Annotated in this window: 13 protein-coding genes and 1 tRNA gene; 4 read left to right on the top strand and 10 right to left on the bottom strand. The window is 62.5% G+C overall.

The window, feature by feature from the left end:
- Positions 1-43: 43 nt before the first annotated feature.
- From ABW22_RS11600 to ABW22_RS11620, 5 genes are all read right to left on the bottom strand, one after another.
- The gene (locus ABW22_RS11600; RefSeq protein ID WP_059756939.1) at positions 44-3,157 is read right to left on the bottom strand and encodes an efflux RND transporter permease subunit; all 3,114 of its coding nucleotides are present in this window, start codon (positions 3,155-3,157) and stop codon (positions 44-46) included.
- 14 nt (positions 3,158-3,171) lie between these two features.
- Complete coding sequence (locus ABW22_RS11605; protein WP_059756650.1) at positions 3,172-4,536, bottom strand: efflux RND transporter periplasmic adaptor subunit; 1,365 nt, start codon at positions 4,534-4,536, stop codon at positions 3,172-3,174.
- Positions 4,537-4,627: 91 nt separating this feature from the next.
- Entirely contained in the window at positions 4,628-5,605 is a 978-nt protein-coding gene (locus tag ABW22_RS11610) for a multicopper oxidase domain-containing protein (RefSeq protein WP_059756654.1), read from the bottom strand.
- 20 nt (positions 5,606-5,625) lie between these two features.
- Positions 5,626-6,648 carry a multicopper oxidase domain-containing protein gene (locus ABW22_RS11615; protein ID WP_157648618.1) on the bottom strand — a complete coding sequence of 341 codons (1,023 nt, stop codon included), beginning with the start codon at positions 6,646-6,648 and terminating at the stop codon, positions 5,626-5,628.
- 905 nt (positions 6,649-7,553) lie between these two features.
- Positions 7,554-7,643: transfer RNA gene (locus ABW22_RS11620), tRNA-Ser, on the bottom strand.
- A gap of 121 nt (positions 7,644-7,764) precedes the next feature.
- Here ABW22_RS11620 and mltF point away from each other — a divergent pair.
- A complete protein-coding gene (mltF, locus tag ABW22_RS11625) occupies positions 7,765-9,126 on the top strand; it encodes a membrane-bound lytic murein transglycosylase MltF (RefSeq protein ID WP_237763328.1) in 1,362 nt (453 codons plus the stop codon).
- Between the two features lie 6 nt (positions 9,127-9,132).
- On the opposite strand, the gene serS is transcribed toward mltF, so the two are convergent.
- The 3 genes from serS to ABW22_RS11640 are packed head-to-tail and all read right to left on the bottom strand — an operon-like array spanning position 9,133 to position 11,051.
- Positions 9,133-10,416, bottom strand: coding sequence for a serine--tRNA ligase (gene serS, locus ABW22_RS11630; RefSeq protein ID WP_059756660.1), 1,284 nt, complete (start codon positions 10,414-10,416; stop codon positions 9,133-9,135).
- Positions 10,417-10,476: 60 nt separating this feature from the next.
- Positions 10,477-10,818 carry a type II toxin-antitoxin system RelE/ParE family toxin gene (locus ABW22_RS11635; RefSeq protein WP_059756664.1) on the bottom strand — a complete coding sequence of 114 codons (342 nt, stop codon included), beginning with the start codon at positions 10,816-10,818 and terminating at the stop codon, positions 10,477-10,479.
- The gene (locus ABW22_RS11640) at positions 10,815-11,051 is read right to left on the bottom strand and encodes a type II toxin-antitoxin system ParD family antitoxin (RefSeq protein ID WP_059756667.1); all 237 of its coding nucleotides are present in this window, start codon (positions 11,049-11,051) and stop codon (positions 10,815-10,817) included. Before ABW22_RS11640 ends, ABW22_RS11635 begins: the two co-directional genes overlap by 4 nt.
- A 149-nt stretch (positions 11,052-11,200) precedes the next feature.
- Here ABW22_RS11640 and ABW22_RS11645 point away from each other — a divergent pair, with 149 nt between their 5' ends.
- On the top strand, positions 11,201-11,746 hold the full coding sequence (locus ABW22_RS11645) for a TetR/AcrR family transcriptional regulator (RefSeq protein ID WP_059756682.1): 546 nt from the start codon (positions 11,201-11,203) through the stop codon (positions 11,744-11,746).
- 143 nt (positions 11,747-11,889) lie between these two features.
- Here ABW22_RS11645 and ABW22_RS18345 read toward each other — a convergent pair whose 3' ends face one another.
- Complete coding sequence (locus tag ABW22_RS18345; protein ID WP_157648619.1) at positions 11,890-12,096, bottom strand: hypothetical protein; 207 nt, start codon at positions 12,094-12,096, stop codon at positions 11,890-11,892.
- Positions 12,097-12,153: 57 nt separating this feature from the next.
- Between ABW22_RS18345 and ABW22_RS11650 the strand changes: the two genes are divergently transcribed.
- Both ABW22_RS11650 and ABW22_RS11655 read left to right on the top strand, forming a co-directional pair.
- Positions 12,154-12,708: a pyridoxamine 5'-phosphate oxidase family protein gene (locus ABW22_RS11650; RefSeq protein WP_193393300.1), complete on the top strand. Its 555-nt coding sequence runs from the start codon at positions 12,154-12,156 to the stop codon at positions 12,706-12,708.
- Between the two features lie 6 nt (positions 12,709-12,714).
- Positions 12,715-13,050 (top strand): hypothetical protein, encoded by a 336-nt coding sequence (locus ABW22_RS11655; RefSeq protein WP_059756685.1) that lies wholly within the window; start codon positions 12,715-12,717, stop codon positions 13,048-13,050.
- A gap of 356 nt (positions 13,051-13,406) precedes the next feature.
- Here the strand turns inward: ABW22_RS11655 and smc are convergent, their stop codons facing one another.
- Positions 13,407-16,904, bottom strand: coding sequence for a chromosome segregation protein SMC (smc, locus tag ABW22_RS11665; RefSeq protein ID WP_059756692.1), 3,498 nt, complete (start codon positions 16,902-16,904; stop codon positions 13,407-13,409).
- Between the last annotated feature and the right edge of the window lie 135 nt (positions 16,905-17,039).

A 17,039-nucleotide genomic window follows, 5' to 3' on the forward strand; every position in this document is an offset into this window, starting at 1 on the left:
GGATCGGAATGATCACGCACCTGCCCGGCGCCGGCATGATGCCTTATTCACCGTCCGGAAGCGCTTTCCCGTACCACAGCGAATACACCACGGGAATCAGAATCAGCGACAGCAAAGCGGCCGACACCATGCCGCCGACCAGCGGGGCGGCGATGCGCTTCATGACGTCGGCCCCCGTGCCCTGGCTGAACAGGATCGGCAGCAGGCCGACGATGATGACGGACACGGTCATGATCTTGGGGCGGATGCGCAGCAAGGCACCTTCCACGATGGCCTGGTGCAGGGCCGCGCGGTCTTTCAGTTCGCCGGCCTGGCGAAAGCGCTCGATGGCGTTGTCCAGGTACAGCAGCATGACGATGCCGAACTCGGCGGCCACGCCGGCCAGCGCGATGAAGCCGACCGCCACGGCGACCGAAAGCGGGTAGCCCAGCGCATAAATCAGCCAGAAGCCGCCCACCAGCGACAGCGGCAGGCAGGCCATCACCAGCATGACCTTGCCGGCATGGCGGAAGTGCATGTACAGCAGCAGCAGCACCAGCAGGAGGGTGAGCGGCACCACCCACATCAGTCTGTCCCTGGCGTGCTGCATATGCATGTACTGGCCGGTCCACGCCACCGCATAGCCGGGCGGCAGCTTGACGGACTGGTCCACTGCCGCCCTCGCCGCCTTGACGTAGCCGCCCTGGTCGCTGCTTTCGATATCGACGTAGACGTAGCCGACCAGCCGCCCGTTTTCGCTCTTGATTTCAGCGGGCCCATCGACGACACGCACGGACGCAATCTCGCCCAGCGGCACGTGCAAGCCGGCGGGCGTGGTGACCCGGCTCGCGGCCAGCGCGTCGAGCGAGTCGCGGTGGCCGCGCGGGTAGCGCAGGTTGATCGAATAGCGCTCGCGGCCATCGACCACCCTGCCGATGGTGTCGCCGCCGATCGCGGTGCGCACCAGGTTCTGCACATCGGCGACCCGGATGCCGTAGCGCGCCGTCTTCGCGCGGTTCACCTCAATATCGATGTAGCGCCCGCGGGTCACGCGTTCGGCAAACGCGTTGCGGGTGCCCGGCACCTCGCGGACCACCGCCTCGATCGCCTGTGCGACCTCGACAATACCCTGAAGGTCCGGCCCGGTGATCTTGGCGCCGACGGCGGTGCGAACGCCGGTCGACAGCATGTCGATGCGGGTGCGGATGGGATAGCCCCAGGAATTGGTCAGCCCCGGCAGGTTGACCGTCTCGTCCAGCTTGCGGATGAGGTCCTCGACGCTGGAGCCGGGCGGCCACTGGTCACGTGACTTCAGCAGGATGGTGGTTTCCAGCATGGACAACGGCGCCGGGTCGGTGGCGGTGTCGGCCCGCCCAGCCTTGCCGAACACGCGCTCGACTTCCGGCATTTGAAGAATCAGCCGATCGGTGATCTGCAGGATATGGGCGGCCTCGTCGATCGACAGCCCGGGCAAGGTGGTGGGCATGTAAAGCAGGTCGCCTTCATACAGCGGCGGCATGAACTCGCTGCCTGCCCTGCCCGCCGGCCAGGCGATGCTGGCCAGCGCCAGCGCGGCAACCAGCAGCGTGGCGCGCGGCCGCCGCAGCGCCCACAGCAGCAGCGGGCGGTAGGCGTTCTGCAAAAAACGGTTAGCCGGATTCCGGGTTTCCGGGGTGATGCGACCACGGACCAGATAGCCCATCAACACTGGCGTCAGCGTCACCGCCAGCGCCGCGCCGGCAGCCATGGCATAGGTCTTGGTGTAGGCCAGCGGCGCAAACAGCTTGCCTTCCTGCCCGGTGAGGGTGAGCACGGGGAGGAAGGAAACGGTGATGACCAGCAGCGAGAAGAACAACGCCGGGCCGACCTCGATCGCGCTTGTGCGTGCCACCTCCCAGACATCGTAATCCGGGCCCGCGCGCTCCAGGTGCTTGTGCATGTTCTCGATCATGACGATGGCGGCGTCGACCATGGCGCCGATGGCGATGGCGATGCCGCCCAGCGACATAATGTTGGCGGTAATGCCTTGTTGCTGCATCACGACGAAGGCGGCCAGGATGCCCAGCGGCAAAGTCACCACCACCACCAGCGCGGAACGCAGGTGGAACAGGAAGACGAGACAGACGAGCGCGACGACGATGGATTCCTCCATCAGCTTGCCGCCTAGGGTGTCGACTGCGCGCCCGATCAGGCCTGAGCGGTCGTAGGTCACCACCAGTTCGACGCCCGGCGGCAGCCCCGGTTTGAGTTCCTCCAGGCGCTGCTTGACCCGGGCTATTGTGTCCAGCGCGTTCTCGCCGTAGCGCATCACCACGATGCCGCCCGCCACCTCGCCCTCGCCGTCGAGGTCGGTCACCCCGCGGCGAGCTTCCGGGCCAGTTTGGATATGTGCCACATCGCCCAGCCGGATCGGCACGCCTTTTGCGTCGGTGCCAAGCGGGATGGTCGCAAAATCCTCCACCGATTTGAGGTAGCCGCGGACGCGCACCATGTATTCGGCGTGGCCCATTTCCATCACCGCCCCGCCGGTTTCATCGTTGCTGGCGCGCACGGCGTCCCCGATCTGCTGCAGGCTCAGGTTGTGACGCGACAGCCGGTTGGGGTCCACCTCGATCTGGAACTGCCGCACCGTGCCGCCGACGCTGGCGACTTCGGCCACCCCGGGCACGTTCTGCAGTTCGACCTTCAGGAAGAAATCCTGCACCGCGCGCAGCCGGTCAAGGTCATAGCGGTTCTCGCGGTCGACCAGCGCATATTCGAACACCCAGCCGACGCCGGACGCATCAGGGCCCAGCGTCGGGCGGACGCCTTCGGGCAGCTGCGGCTGCGCCTGGGCCAGATACTCCAGCACCCGGCTGCGCGCCCAGTAGGGGTCGGTTCCGTCCTCGAAAATGACGTAGATGAAGGATTCCCCGAACATGGAAAAGCCGCGCACCGCGGTGGATTTCGGCACTGCGAGCAAGGCGCTGGTCAGTGGATAGCTGACCTGGTCCTCCACCGTTTGCGGGGACTGGCCGGGGTACGATGTCTTGACGATGACCTGCACATCGGACAGGTCGGGTATGGCGTCCAGCGCGATCTGGCGCGTGCTGAAATAGCCCGACGTGGCGAGCACGATGCCGGCGAGCAGCACCAGCAGGCGGTTCTTCAGCGACCATTCGATCAGGCGGACGACCATCCCGTTTTCGGCCATCATTGCGCCGGGGCTTGGCTGGCGCGCATGCGCTGCGCGCTATCGGCAATGGACGCGGCGGCATCCAGCAGGAACAGGCCGTTGACCGCCACCTGATCGCCCTCGTCGAGCCCGTCACGAATCGCGATGCGCTCGGCGGTCTCGATGCCGGTGACGACCTTGACCGGCATGAAATGTCCCTTGTCCAATGCGCGCATCACAAAATTGCCGCGCCCGCTGCGCATCACCGCGCTCTTCGGCACCGACAGCACCTCGCGCGGCGTGGCATGGATCGTCACCTGGGCATATTCGCCCAGCCTGGGCGTGCGCGAGAGCGTCACCGGCATGCGTACCCGAAGCGTGCGGGTCGTCTCGTCCAGCAGTGGATGCAGGCCACGCAGCTTTGCCTTGATCGTTTCGCCGTCAGAAAACACCAGGGTGACGGCATTGCCCTCCTCCACCCAGTTGAGCTGGTCCGGGTACAGCACCATTTCGATCTGGGCGTGCGCCGGGTCGACGCAGTGCAGGATCTCGGTCATGGTGCCCACCGTCATGCCCGGCCGCGCCATCACCGCCTGCACCACGCAGTCGCGCTGTGCCCGGGCCTGCACCACGCCGAGCGCCTCATCGGTTTGGATCAGCCGGTCCAGCATGGCGTCGCTAAAGCCGATTTGCTGCAGACGCAGCTTCACTCGCGCGCGGTCGCGCTCCAGCGGCTGCAGGATCGACCTCAACTGCTCCTCGCTCTGACGGACGCCGCGCTCGGCCTGCTCAAGTTCGGCGGGATCGTAGTCACGCGCTTTTTCCAGAATGACGCGATTCTGCCCACGCCGTTCCGTCGCCATGTTCATGGCGGGCAAGCCGCGCCGCAGAATATCGATGTATTCGTACTGGAGATCCAGGGCTTCCTGCGAGGACAGCTCGTACAGCAGCTGGCCGCGCTCGATGCGCTGGCCGACGCGGCTCACATGCAGCCGCGTCAGCAGGCCGCTTACATTGGGGGTAATGCGCAGCACCGCGCTTTCATCGGCCACCAGCGTCCCGTAGATGGGCATGTCGTGCGTCAGGGTGGCGCGTTCTGCTTTCGCCAGGCGCACGCCGAGCTTTTGCTGCGTCGCGGTGTCGACGTGGATCTGGCTGTCTACCGCGCCGGACGCATCCTTCAGCACCACCAGATCCATGCCGCAAATCGGGCAATCGCCGGCGTGATCCTGGGCAATGTGCGGGTGCATCGGGCACACATAGGTCTGCCCGGCAGCCGAGGTGGCCGGTTGTGATAAAGCATCAAGGGAAGCGGGCGGGGATGAAGCCTGGCGGGTTCCCAGCCAGAAACCGCCTGCGCCGACGGCCACCGCGATCAGCAATACCAGCGCTGCTTTATTCATTCAGGTCGCACCGAAATCAATCAGAAAACAGGATGGCCATGCCAAAAAAAAGGGGGGAAGCCCCCCCTTTCAACCTGGCATGGCCGTGCGCTCAGGTCACGTTGATGCGCGTGCGCGCCGTCCCCATCACCGCGCCGGTGCGCCAGTGCAGGAACTGGACGGTCACGGTCCAAGTCCCGGTGGTAGTCGGCTTGATGATGCAGTCGTAGCGCTCGGCCGAATGAGCCTCGATCGCCTGGGTCTGCCAGACTGCGGGCAGCGGGCGGCCGTCGGAGGCCACCACATCAACGGTGAGGCCGCCGAAATCGATCTTTTGCGGATGGAAGCCGGCGCAGATATAGCGCGCCAGCAAGGTCTGGCCGAGCGTCATGTCGACCGCCACGCCCGGATGGGTCAGCGCAGAGCTCGCGCCGTCCACGCCGCTGATGATGAAATACTTGGGATTGAGGTTGTTCAGTCCGACATCGCCGCCGCAGGTGCCCGCATACCACGGCAGGTTGTGCCAGGCCGGGTCGATTTCATCCGCCGCCCAGATCGCTTCCACATCGTAGATCGGTCCGTTGGCAAAGGCGCGCCGCGTCCCCGCCGGATCGTTCGGATCCGGCTTCGGATCCACGATCAGCCCGCCATACATGCCCATTTCCGCATGCAGCGGGGTGTTGGTATGGCAGTGATAGAAATAGGTGCCCGCGCTAGAAGGCCGCCACTGATAGGTGTACGTCCCATTCGTGACATCCCATGAAAAATGCCCGACGCCGTCGTTCTCCTCGCTCGGCTCGATGCCGTGATGATGGATGGTATGCATCCACATCATGCCCACCGTCAGTTCGGTATGGACGATCTGCCCTTCGGTCACGCGGATCGCTGGTGACGGGAAGGAGCCGCCGCCCATCCCGTCGTCCTGCCCTTGCCCTGCCGCAAGGTCGGTAAAGCCCCAGATCGTCACCGATTTTCCGTCGTCGAAGCTCATCGAGCCGTTCATGTAGATGCCGCGTCGGAACAGCACGTCGGGCGTGACCCGTCCCGGCGTCGCCGGCGCATCCGGATACACATAGCAGGCATCGCTCATTTGTCAGTCTCCTCGATTTTTTATTTGAATACGATTTCGGTCATCGCGCCGAACTGGTACATGCCACCACCAGCGGTCTGCGACATCTCATCGTGCAGGTGCATGGGGAAATGCCCCGTGGTGACCGGCGGATAGGCATCGGGCGGCGCCTCGAACGGGTAGATGGCGTCGATCTTGCCCAGCTTGTTGCGCACCTGAATCGTGTCCTTCTTCCACACCTGGGGCCGCACCGAACCGCGATCGGTTAGCCACTCCATATGGTTGGCATGCACATGCATCGAATGCGTACACATGCCCGCATTCAGCATGCGAACGAGGGTGCGGTCGCCCAGATATCCCGCCAGCTGAGAACGCGTGTCGAACAGGGCGTCGCGCGTGGGATCGCCATGACCCGGCGCGCCCGGCGGCAACGAGGTGAGGCCATTGATGGTGAAGTAACGCGGGGTGAAACTGGTGGGAATGGCCGTGCCATCCTGCACCGCCTTGTTCAGCGCCGGATCGATGTCGTTGAAGATCCAGAATGTCTGCTTCTTGAACGTCGGGCTGCCCGAATACATCTGATTGGTCTTGCCCGCCGGCATGATCGCCAGCCCGCCGTGCAGACCGAGGAAGACGTTGTAGTTCGTCTTGTTGTCGTAAAACAGGTAGGAGCCTGCTTTGCCGGTGGGGATGGTGTAGGTGATGGTCTTGCTGCCACCCCCCGCGATGTCGCCGGTGCTGGCCAGCGGCGCATCGCCTGCCTTGAGGCCGCCGATCACGAAGTTATGCGTCACCGCGAGGCGGTTGATCACCGTGATCTCCAGCGTGTCGCCTTCCTGGCAAATGATCGGGGTGGCCGGGATATTGAGGTCGGCGGACGAATCGCTGAACCCCTTGACGTAAATCGACACGCCGTCCGGCATCGTCTGCGTGCCGGCGGTAATGTAAAACGTCTTGCTGATGGTGGCCGCTTCCGAACGGGTTGACCACGACAACAAGCCGGTCCCCGTCATCAAGCTGGCAAACCCGGCCGTTCCGGCCTTCAAGAACCCTCTACGCTCCATGGTCTTCTCCTTTTGCTTGTGTGATGCTGTTTTGAACTACAGGGGTGATGCAAGCCATGCGTGAAAGCCGCCCGGCTGAGCGGCTTTCACATCAGCTTAGAGAGACGCTGATTAATCCGTCTTTGCGAGGAGCGAAGCGACGCGGCAATCCAGAAAGCCTGCTTAATCAATGCGCTGGATTGCCGCGCTTCGCTCGCAATGACGGCTATATCGAATTAATCAGTGTTTCCTTAGTCCTGGCTTGGGGTACGTTGGGGCGGAGACACGCTGCCAAGCAATTCGGAAGGAGGACAGCGTAAAGGGGCGATGCGTGCTTCATGGTCGTCTCCGCCAAGCTTACTCGTTACGCCAATAATTTATTTTATGGCCTTCTTGTTTATTGGTTTGTAATGTTTATGTATAGGCATTGTTTTTCCGCTGAATCTTTTCAGCAATAGTACTTTTGTGACCACATCATCAAAGTGGGAACTGAAATGAAGATACAAGCGCGCCGGCGCGAGGCGACATTCGCCACAGAACCGGCCCACCAGGCCGCGCCTCACATGCGCTTCATCTGCACGCATGCCGTTTTCACCCCCTTGCGGATCGGGACGATGAGCCCTCGGCCACGGGTATGAATTGCACTGGTGCAATCGGATTCCCCGCAGTGCTACGCCTCAGCGGGAATGCTTATCTTCGCCGCGCGCCCTGTTTCGCGGCGGTGCGGGCGAACGTCTCCGCAATCTCGCCAAGCGATAGCCACACGATGTCGGCGGGGCCTGCCTGCCAGAGGGGCCTGTCGAATCGCGGAAAAGCATTTTTCCAACGTAGTGCGGGAGTGGGTCTTGAGGGATTCGCTTGGCGATACGCCAGCTTTTTCAATACAGCGATACGCCGGGGGTAGGCGTTGGGGGTTTGGTGTTAGATGGCGGAGAGGGTGGGATTCGAACCCACGGTAGGCTTGCACCTACGCCTGATTTCGAGTCAGGTACATTCGACCACTCTGCCACCTCTCCGGCGGCGCGTATTGTAACCGAGCCGCGCGGTTTGCTGGACGAAAATTTCACACTCGGGCAGACTGTGGCCATGCCAGTCAAAAAAATAATGGCTTGTCTCGGGAGGGGCGCCGCGCTTGCATTGAGCCTGGCACTGGCTGCCTGCAGCCAGCCGGTGCCGCCGCCGGAAATCAGCGGCGAGTTGCGGGTCGGCGCGCGCAACAGCCCGGCCACCTACTACATCGCCCCCAACGGCGAGCCCGCCGGGTTCGAGCACGACTTGATCCGGGCCTTCAGCCAATCGCAGAACTGGTCGCTCGACTGGACGGAAAAATCCCGCCCTGAAGCATTGTTCGAACTGCTCGACAGCCATCATATTCACCTGGCGGCGGCGGCCCTGCCGCGTGCTGTCGTCAAGGATCGCCATCTGATTGCCGGGCCTGTTCTGTTCGAGACCCCGGTCCATATCGTGTATCGCACCAGCGACAAGCAACCGCGCAGCATGGCCGACCTGTCGGACAAGAGGCTGGCGCTGATTATCGGTGCCGGGCACACCCCCATCCTGATGCGCCAGAAGCGCAAGCACCCTGGCCTCAGCTGGGCGGCGCTTGAGAATGTCTGGCCGGAGGAACTGCTGGCGCAGTTGCAGGCTGGCAAGTACGACGCGGTGGTGATCAACGGCATGGATTTCGACCCGATGCGCAATGTCTACCCCGGCCTGGCCGTGGCGTTCGACATCGGCGACACGCAACAAATCGTGTGGGCGTTGCCGCCCCGCAGTTCGCAGGCGCTGCGCAATGCGCTGGCACGCTTTGTCGAGCAGGCGCGCAAGGACGGCACCATCAAGCGCATTTACGAGCGCTATTTCGGCCACGTCAGGAAACTGGACAGCGGCGATATCCTCGGCATTCTGCAGCGCCGTCCGCAGCGGCTGCCCGGACTGCGCCAGCATTTTCACGAGGCGCAGACGCTCACCGGCATTGACTGGCGCCTGCTGGCCGCGATCGGTTATCAGGAGTCGCAGTGGAATTCCATGGCCACCTCGCCGACCGGGGTGCGCGGCCTGATGATGCTGACCGGGCAAACGGCCGACCGCATGGGCGTTTCCAACCGCCTCGACCCCCGCCAGAGCATCCTGGGCGGCGCGCGCTATCTGGCACTGATGAAAGACAGCCTGCCCGCCCGCATCCCCGAACCCGACCGCACCTGGCTGGCGCTGGCCGCCTACAACCAGGGACAGGGGCACATGGAAGATGCGCGCCGCATCGCGCAGGCGCGCGGCGGCAATCCGGACAACTGGGTCGATGTTAAGGAAGCGCTGCCGTATCTGGGCCGCGGCACCTATTCGAAAGTGATGCGCTACGGCTACGCCCGCGGCGGCGAAGCCCTGCACTTTGCCGAGAACATCCGCAACTATTACGACATCCTGCTGCGGCTGGAACCGGAGTTCAACCCGCTGATCAATCTGGGAAGCAGCGAGGATGGGCTGGCCGCACCGGGCTGACCCGACTCAGGCGGGCGTCAGCCTGTCCACGCCGCCCATCCACGGGCGCAACGCTTCCGGCACGGTCACGCTGCCGTCGGCATTCTGGTAGTTTTCCAGGATCGCCACCAGCGTGCGCCCCACCGCCAGCCCCGAGCCATTCAGCGTATGCAGCAGTTCCGGTTTGCCCTGCCCCACTTTGAAACGCGCCTGCATGCGGCGCGCCTGGAAGGCCTCGAAATTGGAGCAGGAGGAGATTTCGCGGTAGGTGTTCTGCGCCGGCAGCCACACTTCCAGGTCGTAGGTCTTGGCCGCCGAAAAGCCCATGTCGCCGCTGCACAGCGCCATTTTGCGGTAAGGCAGGCCAAGCTTCTGCAGGATCGTCTCGGCGTGTGACGTCAGGCTTTCCAGCGCAGCGTAGGAATCCTCCGGGCGCACCATCTGCACCAGTTCCACCTTGTCGAACTGATGCTGGCGGATCATGCCGCGGGTGTCGCGGCCGTAGGAGCCGGCTTCCGAGCGGAAGCACGGCGTGTGGGCGACAAACTTCAGCGGCAGCGCTTCGGCGGCGACGATCTCGTCGCGCAGCAGGTTGGTCACCGGCACTTCGGCGGTGGGAATGAGATAGAGCTTGTCGGCGTCCGGGCGCGGGACCTGGAATAAATCTTCCTCGAACTTCGGCAAGTTCCCAGTACCGCGCAGCGAATCTGCGTTCACCAGATAAGGCACGTAGACCTCGGTGTAGCCGTGCTCGTTGGTGTGCACATCGAGCATGAACTGCGCGAGCGCCCGGTGCAGCCGCGCCAGCCCCCCCTTCATCACCGAAAAGCGGCTGCCGGTGATCTTCACCGCCGCAGCGAAATCGAGCTGCCCCAGCCCTTCGCCCAGATCGACATGGTCGCGCATCGGGAAATCGAAGCGCTTCGGCGTGCCCCAGCGGCTCACCTCGACGTTGGCGGTTTCGTCCAAGCCGTGCGCCACCGATTCGTGTGGCAGGTTCGGCACCCCCATCAGGAAATCGCTGAGTTCGGCCTGCAATTCGGACAAGCGCGCTTCGAGCTGCTTCTGCTCATCGCCCAGCCCCGCCACCTCGGCCATCACCGCCGTGGTGTCCTCGCCCTTGCCCTTCAGCATGCCGATCTGCTTCGACAGGGTGTTGCGGCGGCTCTGCGCCTCCTGGGTGCGGGTCTGGATCGTCTTGCGTTCGGCTTCCAGCGCGTCGAAGCGCACCGCATCGAACACAAAACCGCGCGCCGCCAGGCGCTCGGCTACGAGGGCTGCGTCTTTGCGCAGCAGCTGGATATCAAGCATGGGAGATTACAAGCAGTACGTTGAAGAAAGGATTGTCCATGATCGCGCCGGCTATTGCCATCAGTCGCCGGCAATGCCGGTCGATTCGTCCAGCAACCACGCCGGAATATCTCGCTGGCTATGCAGCACCCGCCAGACATCGATGTGGTCGGCACGCTCGACATAGAAAACCAGATAGGGGTAAGTTTTCAGCGGCCAGCTTCTCAGCCCGGGGAGATTCAGTTCAAGCGCGTATCGCGCCGAGCCCGTGGCCGGATGACGGGCGATATGCGAATACGCGCGTTCCAGCGCATCGACCAGACCAAGCGCCGCCTGCGCCGCATTCTCATTCAGATACCAGGCGATGGCCTCGTCCACATCCCGGTTGGCAAGCGCACGCGGGATGATGGGCTTTACTTTCAACCGCCGTGTCCGCCGACGCGGCGACGCAAGCCCTCGAAATACGAGGCGTCCGCCGGGCCGGCCGGTGCGGAGGCCGCGCCTTCAAGCAGCAGACCGCGTAAATGCTGGCGCTCTTGATCCTTGCGGATCAGTTCGCGCACGTATTCGCTGCTGGTGCCGTAGCCGCGCTGCGAGACCTGTTCGTCGACGAAGGTCTTGAGCGAGTCGGGCAGGGAAATGTTCATCGTGCTCATGGCTTGATGCTAGGCAGTTTGGCAAATTTTGGCAAGTGGCCCGCACAGGCATGTTTGATTGCGCCAATAAAACACTGTCGCCAACAAAACACTTGATATGGCCTCTGCCAGCCAGCAAGATTTAGGCAAACAAACGTTTGGTATTGACAATGAAGAAGACCGACCCGGAATCTATCCTTGATAACGCCTTGTCCCTGTTCAGAGCCAAGGGTTACAAGAGTATGTCGATGGCGGATATCGGCAAGGCTTCTGGCCTGCTCAAGGGAAGCATCTATCATCACTTTCCGAGCAAGGAAGCGATACTAATCAGCTCGATTGATCGCTTGTCCGACCATTTCGAGAAGGCCGTTTTTTCGCTGGCGCACTCTGAAAGCATGAGCGAGAAGCAAAGGCTCGAAGCGATGGTCTCTGCCATAGAAGGCTACTTTATAGAAAACAAAGCCTGTGTAATGGCGCATCTGTCCATGGAAGCGATGCAGGACACAACACAGGCCAAAAGCCAGATTCAGTCCTTCTTCCGACGGTGGCGTCGCGCATTTGAGAGTGTTCTGGTTTCACGTCACGGCGCTCCCGTTGCGCGGCGTCTAGCCGAGGATGCCGTTTCTCAACTCGAAGGAGCCATTCTCTGGCTCAACATCTTCGGCGATCCGGCTCCGCTGAGGTGGATGTGCGGCTCAATCAAAGAACTGCTGTAATTATTTTTTCTTAAATTAAAAGGCTCTTTCACCGTTAGCTGTTGGCGAACATGCAACCAATTGAATTTATTGGGAAACATGGTTTTTGGTTCCTCTACGTAACCACCTGTTATCAAACGGGAATCTGAAATTACTTGTTGGGATCAACAAATAACGGTGAAAGAGCCAATTAAAAACAACGGCGTTTGTTTGAAATAAGGAGGTGAATTAATAGAGATACACAAAACAGCTCCGGCTGCCTTGGCAGATGCAACGAGGGGCCAGTCCTTGTCATTTACCCAGAGGGTGTCTGGTACACCTTTGTCGACGAGGATGATGTGCGTGAAATCCTCCATGAACACATTCTTCATGGCCGTATCGTGCAGCGGCTGAGGCTGTGACCGACTGCCCCTTAGAAAGGAATTTGAATGCAGATCAAGAATAAAGAGGACATCCTCCATGAGGGGGAATTAGAGGCTCAGCGACGCTTCTGTGCCAGACAACCCTGGAATGACGCCAACCTGAGCGCCATGATCCAGGATCAAATCGCTCCGTCATGGGCCAGATTCCTGGAGAGCCAGCCATTCTTCTTCATCGCAACGTCCAACAACTGCGGCCAATGCGATTGCAGCTTTAGGGGGCGCGAGTTCAATGTCTCCGGCCAACCTTATCCCCTGCTCAAGGTGCTTGGCCCTAAGACCATCGTGTTCCCCGACTACAGCGGCAACAACCTCTACAACTCTCTCGGTAATATTCTGGTCAATCCTCACATTGGCATGCTTTTCGTGGACTTCCAGACCCGATCCAGGGCGCGGGTGAACGGGGCGGCGGAAATCATTGAGGACAAGAATGCGTATGCAGAATTGTGGCCTCTCGCCTTGCGCTACGTCAGAGTCACCGTGGAGCAGGCTTATCCCAACTGTAAGGCCAGAATTCCGAGAATGACGATGGCACCCCTCACTGATGAGTTTTTTGACGAGTGACCAGGCATGTTTAAGCTCCCCAAGGCTCTAAGTGCGTGGAACACCGACGCCTTTGAACAGACTCTTAAAATTGAGATCCGAAATCTTGGCATAGATTCGCTGCCTTTGTCCCATGGACTTGACATGGGCGGATATGTGGATAACGGACACATCACGATCATGGTCTTGCGTGCTGTAGATGTAGGCGTTGCTATCCAGTGTAAGGTGGGGATCTTTTTTACCGAGATTGTTCCGTGCTGCGGCTGCCCCATTGAGCCCATGGAAAGAGACGCCTATTGCGTGATGCAGGTCAGGATTGACAAATCCACCGCAGATGCCGAGTTCGTTGCAACCCCGGGCTGAACCTTCTCGTCATCAACGGCCAATTTCTTGTCTGCATGTAAGCTGGGGGACCTGGATGGAGACTGCGTGACGGAAGTACGAATTCGCTGCTGAGGATGGCGGGTTTGAACTGGAACAGGTGGCGGTTTTCGCCGGAATACGCGGCTTTTCGCACGGTTTTGTCTATGCCATCAGGACACGTCGCAAGAACCACCGTTTGTTGAATAATTTTCCGTTTCTGAATGGCCTAATCCAGTCCCAACCGGACTATCGCGTTGACAATCCTGACGGCCCGTTCCTGGCCGATAACGGCCTGCAAGATGGCGTTTAATCAACTCACTGCTTTTTTCGCAAGTCTTTGATCGACAGAAGCCCACTCAGGCCGCTTCGACCATCCCCACCGCCTCTTCCACATCGACCGCGACGATGCGCGACACCCCCGGTTCCTGCATGGTGACACCGGCGAGGTGCTGGGCCATTTCCATGGTGACGCGGTTGTGGGTGATGAAGAGGAACTGCGTATGCTCGGACATCGCCTTGACCAGCTTGCAGTAGCGCTCGGTGTTGGCGTCGTCGAGTGGGGCATCGACTTCGTCGAGCAGGCAGAACGGCGCCGGGTTGAGCTTGAACATGGCGAACACCAACGACAGCGCGGTGAGGGTTTTTTCGCCGCCGGACAGCAGGTGAATGGAGGCGTTTTTTTTGCCGGGCGGCTGGGCGAAGACCTGCACGCCGGCGTCGAGCAGTTCGTCGCCGGTGAGGATGAGCCGCGCCTGACCGCCGCCGAACAGCTGCGGAAACAACTCGCCCATATGCTGGTTGACGGTGTCGAAGGTTGCCTTGAGCTTGGCGCGCGATTCCTGGTCGATGCGCTGGATGGCAGCTTCCAGCGTGGTGACGGCCTCCAGCAGGTCGGCGCATTGCGCGGCGAGATATTCGCTGCGTTCCTGCGCCTGGGTCAGTTCATCCAGCGCGGCCAGGTTGACGGCGCCCAGCGCGGCGATCTCGGTCTGCAGGCGGCTGATCTGCGCCTGCAACTGGGCGGGTTTGGGGCTGTCGGTCAGGCCCGATTCGAGGCTGGCCTCGTCGGCCGCCGCCTCGCGCAGCTGCAGTTCGAACTGCGACTGCAGCAACATGGCTTCCTGATCCTTGAGCTTCAGTTGCTCGATGATGCGGCGCAGCGGGTCGAGCCCCTGCTCGCACGCCATGCGCGCCTCGTCGTGGCTGCGCAACTGGGCAGTCAGGCCTTCCAGCGTGTCGCGCGCGGCGGCCAGCGCGGTTTCGGCCTCGATGCGCGCGGTCAGGGCACCTTGCAGCTCGGCGTCGAGGGCATCGGCCGGCAGGCGCGCCAGTTCGTCGCGCGCCTGGGTCAGGCGGGTTTCGTCGTCCGCGATTTCCTGGTCGATGCGGGCCAGCGTTTCGCTGCGCTCCTTGAGCTTGTTGGTGCAGGTGGTGAGCGCGAAGCCCGCTTCCTGATGCCGCCGCTCGGCCGCGCGCTGCAGTTCGCGCGCCTCGAACACGGCGCGGTCGGCCTGGTCGCGCTGCTGGCGCGCAGCGTACAGCGCCTCGCGGGCGGCTTCGCCCTGCGTGCGATACTCCTTGAGGCGGGTTTCCAGGGTGTCCAGCGTGGCGCGCTCGCTGGTCAGCAGGCGAGTGACCTCGTCCAGTTCCTGGGCGATCTGCGTCGCCCGGCTCTGCACCCGCTCCACCGCCTGCTGCAGGCGCAGCAGTTCCATCTGCGCGGTGTGGTGGCGGCTTTGCGTCTGGCCGGTCTGCGCGCGCAGCGCCTGGACCTCGCGCTGACGTTCCAGGCAGCGCTGCTGCGTCTCGGCGTAGGCGGCGTCGAGCCGCGCCACGTCTTCGCGCAGTTGCACGGCATCCACCGTCAGCCTTTCGAGTTCACGCCCGCGCGCGAGAATGCCTTCCACCGCCGTGTGCGAGCCATGGAAGGTGACGCTGTGGCGGCTGAACAGGTGGCCTTGCGGGGTGACCACGCATTCGCCGGCCGCGAGGCTGGTGCAGCGGGCCTGCGCGGCGTCCACGTCATCGGCCCAGTAGACGCCGGTGAGCCAATCGCCCAAAGCCGCGCGCGCGGCGGCATCGTCAGTGTCGATCTTGCTGGCCAGCCCTTCCGGTGCAGCCAAAGCCGCAGCGCCATTCCCGGCCCATACCGTGAGCCGTGCCGGCGGTGCATCGGCAAACCATCCAGGCTGCGCATCGGCCGCCACCGCCTGCAGGCGTTCCCTCAGCACCGCTTCGACCGCCGCTTCCCAGCCTGGGGCGACGCGCAGTTTTTCCCACAGGCGCGGCGCAGCATCCAGGCCGCGGCTACGCAGCCAGGCGCCGAGTTTTTCGTCGGCCTTGAGGCTCTCCTGCAGTTTTTTCAGCGCAGCAAGTTCGGCTTCGGTCTGGTGCAGGGCGCGGCGCGCGGCTTCGAGTTCGCGCGTGTGCTGGGTGCGCGCGGCGTCGAGTTCGGGCAAGGCGGTCTCGGCTTCCTTGAGTCCGGCCTGCGCGGTCGTTAATGTTTGCGCCAGTTCTTCAAGTTCGACCTGCTTCTTCGCCAGACCGGCCGTATCGGTACGCGGCAGCTGCGCCTGTTCCTGGGCGAGCCTGCGCTGGCGCGCGTCCAGTTGTTCGAGCTGGCGCTTGGTATGGCCGAGGCTGTTTTCGTCGACCTGGCGCGCCTGCTCGGCTTGCGACACCACGCGCTGCGCCTCGCCCACGCCCTGCTGCGCCTCGCGCAGCGCCGCTTCCTTCTGCGGCAGCGTGCTGTCGGTGGCCTGGCGCGCGGCGGCCTCGGCGTCAACCAGCGCGGCCTCAAGGCCGGGCTGCTGCGCGTTCACCTCGTTCAGTGCCTCAAGCGTGGTGGTGTGGCGCGCCTGCTGCGACGCCATGCGCGCGCCCAGGTCCTGCACCTGGCGATACAGCCGATCGCGGGTGGCGTTCTGGTGCGCCATGGTCTGCTCGATGCGCGCGACTTCGGATTGCGCCTGGTAATACGTGGCCTGCACAGTGTTCAGCGTGTCCTGCCCGGCAAACTGGGTCTGGCGCGCGGTTTCCAGCTCGGATTCGATATGGCGCAGCCGTGCGGTTTCGGCTTCCAGCCGGCTCTGCGCCTCGACCAGATCCTTGTCGATGCGCGCACGCTGCTGGGCGGCGTCGTGCTTGCGGGCAAACCACAGGCGATGCTGTGAAAAGGTCAGGTCGGCCTGCAGGCTGCGGTAGTGCTGGGCGACTTCGGCCTGCGCGGCAAGCTTTGCGACCTGGGTCTTGAGTTCGCGCTGGATGTCCTCGACGCGATTCATGTTGTCGCGCGCGTCCTTCAGCCGGGATTCGGTTTCCTTGCGGCGTTCCTTGTATTTGGATACGCCCGCGGCTTCTTCAAGGTAGCCGCGCAGTTCCTCCGGCTTGGCCTCGATCAGCCGCGAGATCATACCCTGCTCGATAATGGCGTAGGCACGCGCGCCGACCCCGGTGCCCAAGAACAAGTCGGCAACGTCGCGCCGCCGCACCCGCATGTTGTTGATGTAATAGGTGGAGTCGCCGCTGCGGTCGAGCACGCGTTTGACCGCAATCTCGGCGTATTGCGACCACTGGCCGGCAGCGCGGCCGAGCTCGTTGTTGAACGCCAGCTCGACCGAGGCGCGCGACGATGGCTTGCGGCTGGCGGAACCGTTGAAGATCACGTCCTGCATGGTTTCGCCGCGCAGATTCTTGGCCGACGATTCGCCGAGCACCCAGCGCACCGCGTCGATCACGTTCGACTTGCCGCAGCCGTTCGGCCCCACCACGCCGGTCAGCTGCGCGGGGACGGGAATGACGGTGGGATCGACGAAACTCTTGAATCCGGCAAGTTTGATGTGGGTTAAACGCAAGACAGCGGACCTAAGCTTTTATAATGGGTGTCGTCTCAACGCGTAGTTAGGGAAGTTCTGAGCAAGCCGTCATTGCGAGGAGCGTAGCGACGTGGCAATCCAAAAAGGCCTTTATTTATATTGATACGCTGGATT

It is taken from the genome of Thiobacillus denitrificans (assembly GCF_001530125.1).
Classification (GTDB): Bacteria; Pseudomonadota; Gammaproteobacteria; order Burkholderiales; family Thiobacillaceae; genus Thiobacillus; species Thiobacillus denitrificans_C.

Excerpts from the sequence above, each read along its gene's own strand:
- ABW22_RS11645 (WP_059756682.1), top strand. The coding sequence starts at position 11,201 with ATGAAGAAGACCGACCCGGAATCTATCCTTGATAACGCCTTGTCCCTG.
- ABW22_RS11655 (WP_059756685.1), top strand. The coding sequence starts at position 12,715 with ATGTTTAAGCTCCCCAAGGCTCTAAGTGCGTGGAACACCGACGCCTTT.
- ABW22_RS11650 (WP_193393300.1), top strand. The coding sequence starts at position 12,154 with ATGCAGATCAAGAATAAAGAGGACATCCTCCATGAGGGGGAATTAGAG.
- ABW22_RS11610 (WP_059756654.1), bottom strand. The coding sequence starts at position 5,605 with ATGAGCGATGCCTGCTATGTGTATCCGGATGCGCCGGCGACGCCGGGA.
- ABW22_RS11605 (WP_059756650.1), bottom strand. The coding sequence starts at position 4,536 with ATGAATAAAGCAGCGCTGGTATTGCTGATCGCGGTGGCCGTCGGCGCA.
- ABW22_RS18345 (WP_157648619.1), bottom strand. The coding sequence starts at position 12,096 with ATGAAGAATGTGTTCATGGAGGATTTCACGCACATCATCCTCGTCGAC.
- ABW22_RS11600 (WP_059756939.1), bottom strand. The coding sequence starts at position 3,157 with ATGGTCGTCCGCCTGATCGAATGGTCGCTGAAGAACCGCCTGCTGGTG.
- ABW22_RS11615 (WP_157648618.1), bottom strand. The coding sequence starts at position 6,648 with ATGGAGCGTAGAGGGTTCTTGAAGGCCGGAACGGCCGGGTTTGCCAGC.
- serS (WP_059756660.1), bottom strand. The coding sequence starts at position 10,416 with ATGCTTGATATCCAGCTGCTGCGCAAAGACGCAGCCCTCGTAGCCGAG.
- ABW22_RS11640 (WP_059756667.1), bottom strand. The coding sequence starts at position 11,051 with ATGAGCACGATGAACATTTCCCTGCCCGACTCGCTCAAGACCTTCGTC.